Consider the following 15,917-nt stretch of genomic DNA (forward strand, 5'->3'; position numbering starts at 1 on the left):
GCCGCCGCCGCCGCCTCCGCCGCCGCCGCCGCCACCACCGCCGCCGCCGCCGCCTCCGCCGCCGCCGCCGCCACCACCGCCGACGCAGCCGCCGCCGCCGACCCCTCCACCCCCTCCACCGGGGGTTGGACCGCCCGGCGGCATCCCGCGTGACGAAGTGGTCCCGTGGCTGAACGGCAGCCCGGACGGCGACAATGAGGATGACGATGACGACGACGTCATCGATGAGTCGGGGCTGTTCGGTTCGGACGACGGCACGGTCGAGGACGGCGTGACGAGCGGCGCCGACCCGAGCTCCTGGGATCCGATCAACATCGACGGAAATCCCTAGGGCAAGCGGTGGCGGGGCGCGCCGCGCCTTGCTAGGCAGCGGCCATGGCTGAACCCGATATTTCCTCCGTTATCGAAACGCCCTTCGATGCCGCGCTTTCCGAACGCTATCTTGTCTACGCGCTGTCCACGATTACCGCGCGCTCCCTTCCCGATGTTCGCGATGGGCTGAAGCCTGTCCATCGGCGGCTGTTGTGGGCGATGCGGTTGCTGAGGCTCGACCCCGCCGGCGCTTACAAGAAATCGGCGCGTGTCGTCGGCGACGTGATCGGCAAATACCACCCGCACGGCGACCAGTCGGTGTACGACGCGATGGTCCGCCTCGCGCAGGATTTCGCGCTCCGTTACCCGCTGGTCGACGGCCAGGGGAACTTCGGCAACATCGATGGCGATAATGCCGCGGCGTATCGGTACACTGAGGCGCGGCTGACGGCCGTCGCCATGCAGTTGATGACCGGTCTCGACGACGGCACGGTCGAATTCCGCCCCACCTACAATGGCGAAGAGGAAGAACCGGAGGTCTTTCCCGGCCTATTCCCGAACCTGCTGGCCAACGGCGCGAGCGGAATCGCGGTCGGAATGGCGACGTCGATCCCGCCCCACAACGTCGCCGAGCTAATCGACGCCGCAACGCACCTGATCGATAATCCAAAGGCTGACGATCGCGTTCTATTGCAATGGGTTAAGGGGCCAGATTTCCCCACCGGCGGCGTGCTAGTCGATGACGAGGACGTGATTGCCCGCGCCTATGTCAGCGGGCGCGGCACCTTCCGCTTGCGTGCGGCGGTATCGGTCGAGCGCGAGAAGGGCGGGGGTTGGCACATCCTGGTCAGCGAAATCCCGTACGGAGTGCCGAAATCGAAGCTGATCGAACAGATCGCGCAACTCATTGCCGACAAGAAGCTTCCGATCCTCGCCGACGTCCGCGACGAAAGCGACGAGCATGTGCGGTTGCTTCTCGAGCCTAGGGCGAGAACCGTAGACCCCGAGCTGCTGCTCGAAAGCCTCTATCGGCTCACCGACCTCGAAATCCGCTTCCCGCTCAACCTCAACGTCCTCGACGCGACGCGCACGCCGGGTGTGATGAGCCTCAAGGAGGCCCTGCTCGCCTGGCTCGAGTTTCAGATCGAAGTGCTGGTGCGCCGGAGTCAGGTGCGGATCGGCAAGATCGACGATCGGCTGGAGCTGCTCGACGGGTTCCTCATCGCCTATCTCAACCTCGACCGGGTGATCGCCATCATCCGCAGCGAGGACGAGCCCAAGCCTGTGCTCATGGCGGAATTCTCTCTGTCGGACCGCCAGGCCGAGGCGATCCTGAACATGCGCCTGAGGTCCTTGCGTAAGCTCGAAGAGTTCGAGATCGGCAAGGAGCGCGAGGCGCTGTCCAAAGAGCGCGACGAACTCGAAAAGCTTATCGAAAGCCCCGCGCGCCAGCGCACCCGTCTGAAGCGCGATCTTGCTGCGCTTCGCGACAAATTTGGAGACGATCGGCGGACGCGCATCGAAGCTGTTGCTCCCGCTCGGGAAATCGACTGGTCAGCGATGATCGAGAAGGAGCCGATCACGGTCATCCTGTCTCAGCGCGGATGGATCCGCGCGATGAAGGGACATCTCGCGCTGGAGCAGGTCGCCGACCTCAAATGGCGCGAGAGCGACGGCCCGTTCATTCATTTCCACGCCCAGACCACGGACCGCCTCGCGCTGTTCGCATCCAATGGCCGAGTCTACACGCTTGCCGGCGACAAGCTGCCCAGCGCGCGGGGCTTCGGCGAGCCGGTGCGGCTGTTCATCGATCTCGATGCTGAAGTCGACATCGTGCAGCTGCTCGTCGCTCGCCCGGAACTGAAATTGCTGGTCGCATCCAGCGACGGGAAGGGGTTCGTGACCAACGGCGAAGCAACCCTTGCGGAGACGCGCAAGGGCAAGCAGCTGGCCAACCTCCGGGCGGGGGCCAAGGTTGCCGTGGTTAGGCCCATCGCCGACCAGGCCGACATGGTGGCGGTGGTCGGTGAAAACCGAAAGCTACTCGTCTTTCCGCTCGCCGAGCTTCCGGAACTCGGGCGCGGCCAGGGCGTCACCCTGCAGCGCTATCGCGATGGGGGATTGTCCGACGCAACCGCTTTTGCCTCGAGCGAAGGGCTCAGCTGGGCACTCGGCGGCGAAAGCGGCCGGGTGCGGACCGAAGCCGATCTTACGCCATGGCGCGCTGCGCGCGGCGCGGCGGGCCGGATGCCGCCCATCGGCTTCCCCCGGGATAACCGCTTCGACTGACCGTTAACCAAATCCGGTTAACAACCGCCCGTACAGGGAAAAAGATACTTCGAATTAACCCCTGTGCGGTCATAGACCGGTTCATGCAGGCTGCAGCATCCCGGCCGCGCGCTGCCACAAGGCAGCGGCGGGCGGATAATCTGAGTGTAAAACCGCACATCGTGAGCGCGGATGATGCCGGCTTGCTCGATGCCTTGCCGATTGCGGCGGCGATCATCGAACGTGTCGACGAGTGCCTGCGGGTTGCCGCGTTCAACAGCCGCTTCCGCGAGACCGTAGACCTTTCCACTTGCAGCGCCGCTGACTGGAACGAGGCCGAATGCCTCAAAGCGGGAGCGATCGGCGATGTGATCCACGGGTTCTTCGACGGGACCAATGCCGGCGGAGAGTTGGACTTCCGCGATGGCGAGGGCGTTGCGGCACGTTACTTCCGGATGAAGCTCGCACCGCTGCCGCGCGGAGAGGGCGGGCTGCCGCGTTGCCTGCTGAGCGTCGTCGATCGCACGGTCGAGGTTCAGGCGGAATGCGCGCTTCGGGCGGAAATGCTGCGCGACAGCCTCACTGGGCTGCCCAACCGGCTGGCCTTCACGGAGGCCGTCGAGAAAGCTGGCGACAATGTGTCCCGCGATCTGGAGCACGCCGTGCTGGTGGTCGACATGCTGCGCTTTTCCCGAATCAATGAGAGCATGGGCGGCCTTGCAGGCGACGAGCTGCTGATCACCTTTGCTCGCCGTCTGATCCTCGCCCTTCGGTCCGGTGATGTCCTGGCACGAACCGGCGGGAATGAATTCGGCGTCCTCGTTTCACTGCGCCGCGGCGTCGAGGATGCGTTGAAGGCAGCCGAACGCATCCAGCAGGTGATGACCGCCCCGTTCAAGCTGTCCGAACTCGAGATTCGTGTGGAATGCGCCATCGGCGTGGCATTGATGCATGCCGGTCAGGACCCGGAAGAGTTGTTTCGCAACGCCCAGTTTGCGGTGAAGCAGGCCAAAGCCGCCGGGCGCCCCCAGGTATACGAGCCGAAGCAGGCGACCGAAGCCCGTCGGCGCTTCTCGATCGAGACCGAGCTTCGCCGCGCGCTCGACAAGGACCAGCTGAAGCTTTTCTACCAGCCGCTGATCAACCTGAAGTCGGGCGAGGTCGCCGGCTTCGAGGCGCTGGCCCGCTGGAGCCATGAGGATCGCGGCGAGATTAGCCCTTCGGAATTCATCCCGGTCGCCGAAGAATCCGGCCTCATCCTGACGCTTGGCCGCTGGGCGATGGACAAAGCCGCCCAGACGCTGGCCGACTGGGACAAGCAGATCGGCGAAACCTTGCCCCTTTACGTGGGTGTAAATCTGTCTGCCATTCAGGTCGCTCGCGACGACATTGCAGCCGTCGTCGAGAGCGCCCTGAAGTCGAGCGGCCTAACCGGCGAGCGGCTGACGCTGGAGTTGACCGAAAGCTCGATCGTCCAGGACCCGGCCCGCGCGACCCGCGTATTCGACGCTTTGAAGGCGCTGAACGCGACGGTGGCGATGGACGATTTCGGCACGGGCTACTCGAGCCTCGCTTATCTCCAGCGGCTGCCGATCGACGTGCTCAAGATCGACAAGAGCTTTGTCAGCGGCATGATGGTCGATCCGGACGCGGTTGCGATCGTTCGCGCGGTCCTGAGCCTCGCCGAAGCGCTCGGTATGTCGACCACCGCCGAGGGTATCGAAACGGTCGAGCTCGCGACGACCCTCGCCACGCTCGGATGCGCGTCCGGCCAAGGCTATTATTTCGCCAAGCCGCTCGAGCCCGAAGCGGCGCTGGAATATTGGAAGTCGCGCCGTCGCTGACCCGTCACGGGACATTCACACAATTCGACTGGAACTGACCCGAAAAACCGTGGTTAATCCCCCCGTAACAGGGGAAGGAAAGAGCCATGACCAAATGGCTCGCCATTTCGGTGGCTCCGATGCTCTTCGCATCGACCGCCGCGAGCGCGCAGTTCAGCGGCAAGCTCGTCGCCGCTCACGCGACCACGCGCGCACTCGATCTTCGGTTATCGCAAGAGATGGGCGTTCAGCGTACAGCGCCACTGATCCGTGGAATGATCTTCCGGCATGACATTTCACCCGATGCAGCTTTGGGCGTCGGGCTGGCGAACATCTACGCGAAACGAAAAGGCTCCGCCGAATGGAAGGTGGGTGAGCCCACGCCGCATTCGCGCAAACCAGCCATCACCTTCATGATGAAGTTCTAGGTCGCCAGCAGGTCCGAGTAACAAGCCGATCCGCGCTTGGCCGTTGCGACGGCGAGCGTCTCGTCAATGCTGCGGACCAGCCGGTTATGACGGACGTCGGAAGGGTGGACGCCGACGCGCAGCGTATCGATAGGTGCCCTGCGCAACGACGATGCCGCGATCAGTGAAGAGAGAATGCGTGCCCGGCTGCGACTTGCCCACGTGATGACCGGGCCCCGAGCCAAAGTCTGGCCGGTTTGAGGCGACCATACTCGCCAATGATCCTCGGCGAGGGCGATGCCGGAGGCCCCGAGCGCATCAAGAGCGCCACGGCCGTATAGCCAGGCGGGCGCGACGAACCCGGCGACAGGCTTGCCCAGGATGTCTTCGATTATCGAGCGGCCCCGTTGTATTCGCTGCGCAGCAAGCTCAGCTGAAAGTCCCAGGAATTCGCCTTCACCAGCCGTCATCAAACGCGCGCGAGCGCGGTCCAAAAGCCGTTTATGCGGATAGTCATCGCGATGGAAAAAGCCGTGGAGCAGCATCTCGACCCCGCGGTCGGACCAGTCCCGCAGTCGCGTCGCGAACGGGGATCCGGCAACGATCGGGCTGTCACCCCAATGGTTCGGCACAACCAGCATCGTGAAGCGATCGCCGACCCGACGACCCAGGAGATCGCTCAGCTGATCGACCGCGCTTTCGAAACGCGGCGATACGTCATGGATTGAAGCGATGAGGCGACGCTGAGCCATCCCTGTCAAATACAACGCATTTCCCAACGGCGCGTGGCGAACCGATGAACAAAGCTTCACTTGAAGTTCACCCCGTCCTGCCCGCTTTCCGACCGCATGCGGATTGTCGACGTAAGCGCGTTCTATGCCCCCCGAGGCGGAGGCGTTCGTACCTACGTCGAAGCGAAGCTTAGGGCCGCGCCGCGGCTGGGGCACGAACTGGTCGTTATCGTGCCCGGCGAGCAGAATGAGATCGTTGAGCGGGCCCCCGGTGCGATCATGGCAAGCCTCGCCTCGCCGAACCTGCCGGTTGACCGGCGCTATCGCTACTTTGATGACCAGAAGGCGCTTCATCGCCTGCTCGATCAGTGGCGGCCTGACCACGTCGAAGCCTCTTCACCATGGTCCAGCGCGACGATGGTCGGACGGTGGCAGGGGCCGGCTTCCCGATCCTTGGTGATGCATTCCGATCCGCTCGCGGCCTATGCGTACCGTTGGTTTGGCGGCATCGCGTCGACCGAAACGATCGATCGCTGGTTCAACTGGTTCTGGAGCCACCTGCGCGGCCTGGGCCACCTTTTCGACACCGTGGTTTGCGCCAACAGCAATCTTGCGCAGCGGCTTCGCGAGGGCGGCATCGAGGGTGTCCAGACCGTGCCGATGGGTGTCGAAGCCGGGCTGTTTTCGCCCGGGCGGAGATCGTCTGAACTGCGCTCGTCCGCTTTGGCCTCGCTAGGGCTTCCCCCCGATGGAGTCCTGCTGGTCGGCGCTGGCCGTCTCTCCACCGAGAAAAGGTGGGACATGGTCATTCGCGCGGCCGGCGACGCGGCTCGGTCCCGCCAGGTTGGACTCTTGCTCGCAGGGGATGGTGCGACGCGCTCCAGGCTTGAGCGTTTGTCCCGCCGCCTGCCGACCGTTGGGCTGCTGCCGAACCTCGGCGACCGGACCGAACTCGCCCGATTGCTCGCCAGTGTTGATGCGCTCATTCACGGCTGCGAGGCGGAAACCTTCTGCATGGTCGCGGCGGAGGCAAGGGCCAGTGGCATTCCGCTGATCGTGCCCGATCGGGGCGCGGCCGGAGACCACCGCATCGGCGGCATTGGATCCGTTTATCGTTCGGGTAGCCGGCGGGCGCTTAAGCAGGCGATCGTCGACTTCATCGACCGCGGTCCTGAGTTGCAGCGCGCCGCCGCGGCGCGGGCGAGCGACGCGCGCACGATGGACGAGCATTTCACCGACCTGTTTGCCCGCTACGGCGCCCTACATCCGCGACCGACGCAGCGGTTCGCGATACCCTCGTGTTCGTCCATGCCGGAGACACTCGTCGGGGCGTCGGTCGCGGGTGGGGTATTTTAAGTCACGGGAATTGCCTCAAGTTATAGCGCGACCGTCACATTCACCGACTATTCAACCCGGCTTGCGGAAGCTGTTTCAGCGGAGGGTTGGGCGTGTTGTTTGATCATGCGTCTGTCGATTATTTCCGGCGTCGCGAGCAGGCGGAGCGAGCTGCGGCAAAGCATGCGCGGTCAGACGCGGCACGACGCATCCATCAAGAGTTGGCGCAGGAATATGCGGATTTGATCCGCGGCGTGACAGTCAGCGCGCGTTCCGAATTTCGTCGCTGACTATCTCCTCAAACGCGTCGCCACCCGGAAACCCCTCAGCGACCCACCGGCGCTCAATCGCCTTTAACGTGCGCGCAACAATCGGCCCCTCGGTGAGCCCGCGTGCGATTAACGCTCCTCCGCCGATCGGGAGGCGCGGCGCTTTCCACGATGCGATTTCCAGTGCTTCTCTGGTCTTGCCGGCAAGCAACAGGCGATCGACCGCGCACGGCGTCCCAAGCTGGTAGGCGAGGACCTGCGGCGAGACGCCGGTTTCGCTGCCGACAATGCAGGCCAGCCGCTTCCTCGCCTTGTTCGAAAAGCGCAGCCGGCTGGCGATGTCGTCGGCGAGGCCCTCGTCTTGCGGCAACAGTGCGGCCAGCCGACGCAGCGCGTCCGGGTCGACCGCGGTCTCGCGCTCGGCGGCAATAAGGCCGTCAAGTTTCCCGAGCCGGTCGGCTTTTATCTCCGGAAGAACCGGCTTGAAGATCCCGCGATCCAACATAATCCGAACCGTCGCTGCGGGCTCGGGCATGCCAAGCAACTTCATTAGCTCGTCCGCGATACGCTCCCGCGACAGTGCCATGAGGTCGTTTGCCCGGGCGGCGCAGGCGTCAACCGCCGCCGCGTCGGGCGGCCCGGCGCCAAAGCGGGCGTGGAAGCGGAAGAAGCGCAGGATCCGCAAATGATCTTCCGCGATCCGCTGCAGAGGATCGCCGATGAAGCGCACATGGCGCTTCTCTAAATCCTCGAGACCATCGAAATAATCATAGACGTCGCCGCTGATCGGGTCGGCAAAGAGCGCATTGAGGGTGAAATCGCGGCGCGCCGCATCGGCCTCCCAGTCGTCGGTGAAGGCGACCGTCGCGCGGCGTCCGTCGGTCTTTACGTCCGTGCGCAGGGTCGTGATCTCAAATGGATGGCCGTCGCTAACCGCGGTAACGGTGCCGTGGTCTAGCCCGGTCGGGACTGCCTTGATCTTGGCCTTTTGGAGCCGGGCGATGACCTCCTGGGGCTCGAGCCTCGTCGCCAGGTCGACGTCGTTCACGGGCAGGCCGAGCAGTCCGTCGCGAACCGCCCCACCGACATAGCGTGTCAGGCCTTCGTCTGCGCCGAGCGCCTTCAGCAGGCGCTTCATGCCGCGAATTCGCTGCCATTTCGCCGCGTCCAGCTTCAGGTCCATTGGAGCCTGCGCGACAGATTGACGATCATGGCAGCGGTTGCCCCCCAAATCCTGCGGCCCTTCCAGTCGATCTCGTAATAGTGGCGCTCGCGCCCCTGGAACAGCGCGCTCCGCCGCTGCTGGTTTTGCGGGTTGAGGATGAAATCGAGCGGCGCCTCGAACCAGTCAGCGACTTCATGCTCGTGAGGCTGCAGCGGAAGATCAGGCGGGACGACGCCAAGCACCGGCGTGACGAGATAATCGGTCACCGTTCGATATGGATCGGCTGACCCGATGATGTCGACGAGCTCGGGATCGAGCAGGATTTCTTCTCGCGCTTCGCGAAGCGCGGCGGCCACGACGTCCTCGCCTGCGTCGATCCGACCGCCAGGAAAGGCGATCTGCCCCGCATGGGTGCGCAGGTGCTCGCGGCGGACCGTGAGGATGACGCCGGGCTCGGGCCGTTCCGTGATTGCGACCAGCACGGCCGCCGGGATACCGCTCTGGTGATCCTGCTCGATCATGTCGCCGGCGAGCAAATCGCCACCGGACCCGCCATCGAGTGCAGTCCGGAGCTTTTCAGCCAGGGTCACTCGACGGTCTCCAACGGGAAGTAGGCGCCGGCGCTCCACACGCCGGGCGGCGTGCCGCCTTCCGCCAACGCTATCTCTGCCAGCTCGTAATAAACCGGGCGGGCCAGTTCGGCTTCCAGACCATGGCGGACGAGGACGCGCGGGGTCGGCCCCAGCGTCAGTGGATGGTCGGGGCCAAGGATGACGATGTCGCCGCTGTCCAAACCGAACACCACGCGCCGGTCGCGGCCATCGCCTTCGGTCCGCAGTTCGGTGGCGCGGAACGCCGTATTCTCGACCTCGATGTCCAATTTCTCGACTGGGGTGACGAGGACGTGCCGGCCGTCGGGTTCGCGTCGCAGCACGGTCGAAAACAGGCGGACCATCGCCGGTCGCCGAATCGGATCACCCTGATGATACCAGGTGCCGTCGCGTGCGATGCGCATGTCGGATTGTCCGCAATGCTCCGGGTCCCATTGATCGACCGACGGCAGCTTGCGCTGGTCGATGAGCGCCTGAAGTTCGGCCAGGCTGACGCCTTTCAAGTCGAGGGGCGGGCGCGTTTCGGGCATTGGGTCTCTGTTGTCATTGCCGCCGAAGGGACGCAATGCACGATCCTATGACGGAACGACGCACCGCCATCGTCACGGGGGCAGGAAAGCGAGTCGGCGCATGCCTGGCCGGAGCGCTGATTAGCGACGGCTGGCGTGTCATCGCCCATGTCCATCACGAAGACGATGACGTGCCGGCGGGCGCGGACAAGGTGGTCGCAGACCTTTCTCGACCAGATTGCGCCGGGGTTATCTTCGCGGCCGCAGATGGGCCAGTGAGCTTGCTCGTAAATAATGCCGCGCGGTTCGCATGGGACGCCTTCGGCGAATTTAGCGCGGACGAATTTGACAAACATATGGCGGTGAATGCCCGCGCGCCGGCGTTGCTGAGCGATCGCTTCGCGCGCGCGCATGAGAAAGGGAACGACGCCCTCGTCGTGAACCTGCTCGATTCGAAGCTCACGGCGCCCAACCCGGACTACCTTAGCTACACCGTCTCTAAGCAGGCCCTCGCCGGATTAACCGAGCTTGCGGCGCGGGCGCTTGCCCCGCAGGGGATCCGCGTGAACGCGATCGCGCCCGGGCTGATGTTGCGGTCCAGCGGCCAGAGCGAGGAGAATTTCGAAGCGATGCACGCCAACAATCCGCTGCGCCGCGGCGTGGACCCGCATCACATCGCCGATGCGCTTCGCTATCTGATCGGCGCGACGCGCGTAACCGGACAGACCTTGCTGGTCGACGCAGGCCATAATTTCCTGGCCCTCGATCGGGACGTGCAATTCCTGGGAGGGGAGCGGTGACGGGCGAAGCGCGCCTGGTCGGCCTAGTGCCAGACCATCTGAAGGTTCGCTCCGCGCGGATCATCTTGGATCGCCTGGCTGTCCAGGCAGACATCGGCTTTCACGATTTTGAGGTCGGCGCGCCGCAGCGGCTGTTGATTACCGTGGAGATCTGGCTGGACGATCCATCAGTTCCGCCCGACGACGATCCCGACCGGGCATGGAATTACGATCTCCTGCGGCAGGAGGTCGAGGAGATCGCGGCCGCTCGCCGGTACAATCTCCAGGAGACGCTGGCTCATATGGTGTTCGATCGGATCGCGGCGTTTCGCGGCGTGAAGGCGTTGCGGGTCCATACGTCCAAGCCCGATGTCTACGCCGATGCTCATGGCGTCGGGATTGAAATCGCTTCCTTTTCCGAAGCTTGGCCCGAAGCCTGAGCATCTGGCCTCGGAATAGCGGGTTTCACGCCTTCCGGCTGTGGAACAAAATCCGTTGCGCGGCCTTTGAGCCGGGGATAAGGAAGCGCGCTTGTCGCCGATGATATCTTGATACATCGGCGTTTAATCAAGGCGCAGGGCGCGCGTCTGAACGCCCGGTCTGACCGTGGTTAACCACGGTGTGTTGAGGAGAATTGCGGGTTAATGTCATACGCCCGGAAAAGAGAGCTCAGCGGTAATCGCGGCCTGTCGATCTTTTTCACGGTCGCGATTGTCGGTGGCCTGATGTACGCGATCGTCACTGGCCTCGCCTACAACGTCGTCAAGAAGGCGGCCGAAGACCTCAAGACCTTCGACGTAGAGGAGCAGCCGCCGCCCCCTGAGGAGCCGCCGCCGCCGCCGAAGGACATGCCGAAGGTTCCGCCTCCGCCGACTATCCCGCCGCCGTTGGTGCGCATGGAAGCGCCGCCGCCGCCGATCGCGGTCGTCGAAGCGCCCCACCCGCCGCCGATCCCGCCGGTTGCCATTGCGCCGCCGCCGCCGCCTTTGCCGCCCCGTAAGGTTGTTTCGGCCCAGAGCGCCAAGGGTGACCTGCGTTCGCTGTTCAGCGCTGACGACTATCCGGCTTCGGCCCAGTCTTCCGGTGCTGAAGGTACGGTGCGCGCATCGTTGACCATCGGCCCAGACGGTCGGGTGACCGCGTGCAACGTCACCCAATCATCCGGTAACGGCTCATTGGACTCAGCCACGTGCAACATTCTGCGCCGCCGCGCGAAGTTCACGCCTGCTCGTGACAGCAACGGCAACGCGACCAGTGACACGATTCAGACGCCGTCGATCGTGTGGCGTTTGGAAGGTTAATTAGACTCGGTTTTTTAGACGAAAAGTTCAGAAGGAAAGCACAGTTATGCTGATTCAAGCGACCGCCGACGCAGCAGCGGCGAATCCCTATGGTCTGGTGCCAGCTCTCAAGCAGGGTGGCATTATCGCTCTTTCGGTCTTCACGATCCTCGTGATCATGTCGATCGGCACGTTCTACATCTTGTTCACGAAGCTGATGCAGCAGCAGAAGATCATCAGCCAGGGGCGCAAGGTCCGCTCCAGCTTTTGGAATTCACCCAATCTGCGCGACGCCTCGACGAAGCTCGAAGCGAAGAGCGCTTACCGCGCAATCGTGGACGACGCGCTTGTCGCCCAGGACCAGCACGGCAAACTGACCGACCCGATCGACCAGCATGACTGGATGGCCAACAGCCTGGCGCGCAGCCAAGGCGCAATCGGCGCCCGTCTCGGCGAAGGCCTCGCCTTCCTCGCGACGGTCGGTTCGACTGCTCCGTTCATCGGTCTGTTCGGCACCGTCGTCGGCATCTACCGCGCGCTGATCCGGATCGGTGCTTCCGGTCAGGCTTCGATCGACGCCGTCGCCGGCCCGGTCGGTGAGGCGCTCATCATGACCGCGCTTGGCCTGGTCGTCGCGGTTCCGGCCGTGCTCGCTTACAACTGGCTGATCCGCCGCAACAAGTCGATCATGGAGGACCTCGCGGCCTACACGAACGACCTTCACGGCTATCTGATGTCGAACGGCGCGGTGAAGCCGTCGAGTGGTCCGGCTCCGGCCGCGGCGCGCACGACCGCTGCGGCTCGCGGCGCTGCGCCGAGCGAGCCGGTCCGCACGCCGACCAACGCCAAGTAATCGGATCAGGCCCCGGTCCGGTGAGGGTCGGGGCCTCGTCCAGATGAACTAGAAAGACACCAGCCGTATGGCAGGACAAGTATTAGACGAAGGCTCGGAAGAGGCGCTGTCGGACATCAACGTTGTGCCGCTCACCGACGTGATGCTCGTGCTTTTGATCGTCTTCCTGATCACCACCCAGGTCATCAAGCAGACCATTCCGATCAAATTGCCCAGCGTGCGGTATGAGCCCACTCTGACGAAGCCGGACAACGTTTCTCTGGTTGTCCGCAACGGCGCCGGCGATACGTGCGAGGTTTATTGGGGAGTGACCCGTATCTCGCAAAAGGACTTGCTCGACCGGGCCGTCAAGAAGCTTGAAGACCAGATCAAGAAGGTCGGCGGCGTTCAGAACATCAACGAAGAGAATATGCCGGAGGCGCACATCCGCGGTGACATCAATACCCGGTACAAGTGCATCGGCGCAGCAATCATCACGATGCAGCAGGCTGGTTTCCAGCGTGTCGGCTTCATTTCCGAGCCGCCGCCGCTGACCGGCTATCGCGCCGAGTAGGAGTAGCAACCCATGTCAATGCAGACCACTAGCGACAACGCTTCTGGCGAGCCGATGCTGGACGTGAACGTGACGCCGTTGATCGACGTCATGTTGGTGCTCCTGATCATGTTCATCATCACCATTCCGATCCAGACCCACGCGGTGAAGCTCGACCTCCCGGTCCAGCAGCCTAATCCGCCGCCGCAGGTCATCGACCCGGTCAAGAACGTGCTGTCGATCAACGCTCAGGACCAGGTGCTGTGGAACGGATCGCCCGTGACCATGCAGCAGCTGCGTTCCTATCTCGACACGACGCAGCAGATGAACCCGGTGCCGGAGCTTCACCTGCAGCCTGACGCCACCGCGCGCTATGAGGTCGTCGACCAGGTGCTGGCCGTGACCAAACAGGCGCACGTCCAGAAAATGGGCTTCGTCGGCAACGAATATTATCAGAACGTCTTCTGAGGCTTAACGCCGCAGAGGAAGTGAAGGGCGGTTCCTCCGGGAGCCGCCCTTTTTCGTTGGAGTGCTACTGGTGCAGATTACGCCGCCATGCCATTGCTCGCGACCATGACCGACCAGCGCCGATTTGCCGTCGTGATCCTCGCCGCAGGGCAGGGAACGCGCATGCGTTCGGACACGCACAAGGTGCTGCACCCGATCGCTAGCCGGCCGTTGCTGCTCCACCTGCTCGATCGTGTCGACGCGGTCGGCGCGGACAAGAGGGTCGTGGTCGTCGGCAAGGGCCGAGAGCAAGTAGAGAAAGCCATTCACGGCCGCGACGTCGCAATCGCCGTCCAAGCGCAGCAAAACGGAACAGGTCACGCGGTCCAGCAGGCGGCCGAAGCACTTGCCGGTTACGACGGTCCGGTGCTTGTGCTCTACGCGGATACGCCGTTCGTTGAAGCCGAGACGCTCGGCCGCATGATCGATCGCCTCAATGGCGAAGGCGGCCCAGGCGTCGTCGTGCTGGCCTCGCGGCCCGAAGATCCGCTGAAATATGGCCGGATCATCCTCGGTGAGGGCGATCGGATCGCCAAGATGGTCGAATATAAGGACGCAACCGAGGAAGAGCGGGCTGTGCGCCTGTGCAATTCAGGCATGATGGCGGTGCGCGCTGCCGACCTCTTCCGCTGGCTCGACCAAGTCGGCAACGACAATGCGGCCGGCGAATATTACCTGCCGGACATCGTCAATATCGCGGCCGCCGAAGGCCGCGAGGCGGTGGTCATCGAGGGCGATCCTTATGAGGCCGCAGGCGTCAACAGCCGCGCCGAGCTCGCCCACCTTGAGCTGGAATGGCAACGGCGGCGGCGCGAGCAGGCGCTGGACGAAGGGGCGACCCTGATAGATCCTGAAAGCGTGTGGTTCGCCTACGATACGCGCCTGGGACGTGACGTGACGGTTGAGCCGCATGTGGTCTTCGGCCCCGGCGTCGAGATTGCCGATGGCGCGACGATCCATGCCTTCAGCCACATCGAAGGCGCGACGATCGGGGCGAAAGCCAGCATCGGGCCGTTCGCCCGTATTCGCCCGGGCACCAAGCTGGCCGATCGCACCAAGGTTGGCAATTTCGTCGAGCTCAAGAAGGCCGAAGTCGGCGAGGGCGCGAAGGTCAATCACCTGTCCTACGTCGGCGATGCGGAGGTGGGCGCGGGCGCCAACATCGGCGCCGGGACGATCACCTGCAACTACGACGGCTTCGGCAAGTACAAGACCGTGATTGGGACCGGCGCTTTCATCGGATCGAATACCGCATTGGTGGCGCCGGTAACGATCGGAGACGGCGCGGTCGTTGGGGCGGGTTCGGTCATCACCGAAAACGTCGAGGCGGATGCGCTCGCGGTGGAGCGGAGCGAGCAAAAGGGCATCGCCGGCTGGGCCAAGCGCTTCCGCGACCGGATGGCCGCGAAGAAGAGCGCTACCTAAACTTCCCCAGGAAAGCCGTCAGCTTGGCGAAATAGGTCGGCTGGTCGTCGTACATGGCCATATGACCGCCATCGGTTGCGGCGAGTTCGCCATGGGGTAGCTGCTTCGCCATCCGCGCCATGTACGCGGGGTCCATCGTGTCATGGGCCCCGGAAATGACCAGGGTCGGAATTTGGATGCGCTTCAGGTCGTTGAAGCGGTCCCAGTTTACCAAGCGTCCGCTCGCGCCCATTTCGCTTGGGCCCTGCATCGTCACGTAGAACGCTCGGTTCATGTTGGCGAAGGACACGGCGACCGGTGCCGGCCACTGGTCAGCCGGACGGCGAAGGATGTGCTGTTCGTACCAATTGGGAACCAGCAGGGCCATGTAGGCCGACTGTTCGGTCTGGCCCTTCTTTTCCATGTCCAGGATCTGTTTCAGCACGGCCTGGTCCATTTTCGGTTCCAGGACCTTCTTCGCGTAATCGTTATAGGCGGGGATCGACGCCATCATGTTGGAGATGACCAGGCACTTCATCTGATCCTGGTGGGCCAGCGCATATTCCATCGCGAGCATCCCACCCCAGCTGTGGCCGAGCAGGCAGAAGTTCGACTTGTCGCCGCCGATCGCCTTGCGGACCTGGTCGACCTCGTCGACGTAGCGCGCGAGCGTCCACAGGTCAGGGTCGTTGGGCCGGTCGCTGGCGCCCGTTTCCAGCTGGTCGTAGTGATAATATTCGATGCCTTCCTGCGGCAGGAAGCTGTCGAAGACATTGAGATAGTCGTGCGATGCGCCCGGGCCGCCGGTGAGAAGCAACAGCTTCAGCTTCGAGTTGTTGCCGACGCGCTTGATCCACACCTTGTGCGGGCCCTTGGGCGTGGTGATCTCGACATAGCGTTCACCCCCGCTCCACGCGTCGGGATGCGCGCTGTTGTCGTAATAAGACGCCGGCACGGCGGAAGGCTGAGAATTGGCAGATTGGTTAGTCGAGGCCTGCGGCTGGCGATTGCAGGTGGCTAGAAGCATCAGCGAAGCGCTTGCGAGCGCCCATTTTGTGCGCGACATGGCGAACCCCCTCTTCGACCAGCTTGCAGCAAGGCCGAACGAAGCATAGCGCGCTCAAAAAAAGCG

At 63.7% G+C, this 15,917-nt stretch carries 17 protein-coding genes; 12 read left to right on the forward strand and 5 right to left on the reverse strand.

The annotated features are described in order from the left end of the window. From AC4K8G_RS00005 to AC4K8G_RS00020, 4 genes are all read left to right on the forward strand, one after another. On the forward strand, positions 1 to 331 hold a 331-nt coding region (locus AC4K8G_RS00005; protein ID WP_491732137.1), incomplete at its 5' end, for a hypothetical protein. 44 nt (positions 332 to 375) lie between these two features. Further along, entirely contained in the window at positions 376 to 2,601 is a 2,226-nt protein-coding gene (gene parC, locus AC4K8G_RS00010; protein ID WP_491732138.1) for a DNA topoisomerase IV subunit A, read from the forward strand. Between the two features lie 161 nt (positions 2,602 to 2,762). After that, positions 2,763 to 4,424 (forward strand): putative bifunctional diguanylate cyclase/phosphodiesterase, encoded by a 1,662-nt coding sequence (locus tag AC4K8G_RS00015; protein ID WP_491732139.1) that lies wholly within the window; start codon positions 2,763 to 2,765, stop codon positions 4,422 to 4,424. A gap of 86 nt (positions 4,425 to 4,510) precedes the next feature. Beyond that, positions 4,511 to 4,831 carry a hypothetical protein gene (locus AC4K8G_RS00020; protein ID WP_491732140.1) on the forward strand — a complete coding sequence of 107 codons (321 nt, stop codon included), beginning with the start codon at positions 4,511 to 4,513 and terminating at the stop codon, positions 4,829 to 4,831. Here the strand turns inward: AC4K8G_RS00020 and AC4K8G_RS00025 are convergent. Beyond that, positions 4,828 to 5,562: a DUF2334 domain-containing protein gene (locus AC4K8G_RS00025; protein ID WP_491732141.1), complete on the reverse strand. Its 735-nt coding sequence runs from the start codon at positions 5,560 to 5,562 to the stop codon at positions 4,828 to 4,830. The genes AC4K8G_RS00020 and AC4K8G_RS00025 overlap by 4 nt on opposite strands. Before the next feature lie 96 nt (positions 5,563 to 5,658). Between AC4K8G_RS00025 and AC4K8G_RS00030 the strand changes: the two genes are divergently transcribed. Next, a complete protein-coding gene (locus tag AC4K8G_RS00030) occupies positions 5,659 to 6,897 on the forward strand; it encodes a glycosyltransferase (RefSeq protein ID WP_491732142.1) in 1,239 nt (412 codons plus the stop codon). Between the two features lie 240 nt (positions 6,898 to 7,137). Here the strand turns inward: AC4K8G_RS00030 and AC4K8G_RS00035 are convergent, their stop codons facing one another. The 3 genes from AC4K8G_RS00035 to AC4K8G_RS00045 are packed head-to-tail and all read right to left on the reverse strand — an operon-like array spanning position 7,138 to position 9,451. Beyond that, a complete protein-coding gene (locus AC4K8G_RS00035; protein WP_491732143.1) occupies positions 7,138 to 8,328 on the reverse strand; it encodes a CCA tRNA nucleotidyltransferase in 1,191 nt (396 codons plus the stop codon). Beyond that, positions 8,319 to 8,900 (reverse strand): CoA pyrophosphatase, encoded by a 582-nt coding sequence (locus AC4K8G_RS00040; RefSeq protein WP_491732144.1) that lies wholly within the window; start codon positions 8,898 to 8,900, stop codon positions 8,319 to 8,321. Before AC4K8G_RS00040 ends, AC4K8G_RS00035 begins: the two co-directional genes overlap by 10 nt. Further along, positions 8,897 to 9,451: a DUF1285 domain-containing protein gene (locus AC4K8G_RS00045; RefSeq protein ID WP_491732145.1), complete on the reverse strand. Its 555-nt coding sequence runs from the start codon at positions 9,449 to 9,451 to the stop codon at positions 8,897 to 8,899. The genes AC4K8G_RS00040 and AC4K8G_RS00045 overlap by 4 nt, the downstream gene beginning before the upstream one ends. Before the next feature lie 47 nt (positions 9,452 to 9,498). Between AC4K8G_RS00045 and AC4K8G_RS00050 the strand changes: the two genes are divergently transcribed. The 7 genes from AC4K8G_RS00050 to glmU all read left to right on the forward strand — a co-directional run bounded on the left by AC4K8G_RS00050 (position 9,499) and on the right by glmU (position 14,806). After that, entirely contained in the window at positions 9,499 to 10,230 is a 732-nt protein-coding gene (locus tag AC4K8G_RS00050) for an SDR family oxidoreductase (RefSeq protein WP_491732146.1), read from the forward strand. Then, positions 10,227 to 10,649: a dihydroneopterin aldolase gene (locus AC4K8G_RS00055; protein ID WP_491732147.1), complete on the forward strand. Its 423-nt coding sequence runs from the start codon at positions 10,227 to 10,229 to the stop codon at positions 10,647 to 10,649. Before AC4K8G_RS00050 ends, AC4K8G_RS00055 begins: the two co-directional genes overlap by 4 nt. Before the next feature lie 204 nt (positions 10,650 to 10,853). Next, entirely contained in the window at positions 10,854 to 11,510 is a 657-nt protein-coding gene (locus AC4K8G_RS00060) for an energy transducer TonB (protein WP_491732148.1), read from the forward strand. A gap of 46 nt (positions 11,511 to 11,556) precedes the next feature. Further along, positions 11,557 to 12,342, forward strand: coding sequence for a MotA/TolQ/ExbB proton channel family protein (locus AC4K8G_RS00065; RefSeq protein ID WP_491732149.1), 786 nt, complete (start codon positions 11,557 to 11,559; stop codon positions 12,340 to 12,342). Positions 12,343 to 12,409: 67 nt separating this feature from the next. Then, positions 12,410 to 12,895: an ExbD/TolR family protein gene (locus AC4K8G_RS00070; protein WP_491732150.1), complete on the forward strand. Its 486-nt coding sequence runs from the start codon at positions 12,410 to 12,412 to the stop codon at positions 12,893 to 12,895. 18 nt (positions 12,896 to 12,913) lie between these two features. Continuing rightward, positions 12,914 to 13,342: an ExbD/TolR family protein gene (locus AC4K8G_RS00075; protein WP_491732151.1), complete on the forward strand. Its 429-nt coding sequence runs from the start codon at positions 12,914 to 12,916 to the stop codon at positions 13,340 to 13,342. 105 nt (positions 13,343 to 13,447) lie between these two features. Continuing rightward, a complete protein-coding gene (glmU, locus tag AC4K8G_RS00080) occupies positions 13,448 to 14,806 on the forward strand; it encodes a bifunctional UDP-N-acetylglucosamine diphosphorylase/glucosamine-1-phosphate N-acetyltransferase GlmU (RefSeq protein WP_491732152.1) in 1,359 nt (452 codons plus the stop codon). On the opposite strand, the gene AC4K8G_RS00085 is transcribed toward glmU, so the two are convergent. Then, on the reverse strand, positions 14,799 to 15,812 hold the full coding sequence (locus tag AC4K8G_RS00085) for a proline iminopeptidase-family hydrolase (protein ID WP_491732153.1): 1,014 nt from the start codon (positions 15,810 to 15,812) through the stop codon (positions 14,799 to 14,801). The genes glmU and AC4K8G_RS00085 overlap by 8 nt on opposite strands. Between the last annotated feature and the right edge of the window lie 105 nt (positions 15,813 to 15,917).

This window comes from Sphingomonas sp. SP3, assembly GCF_058514305.1.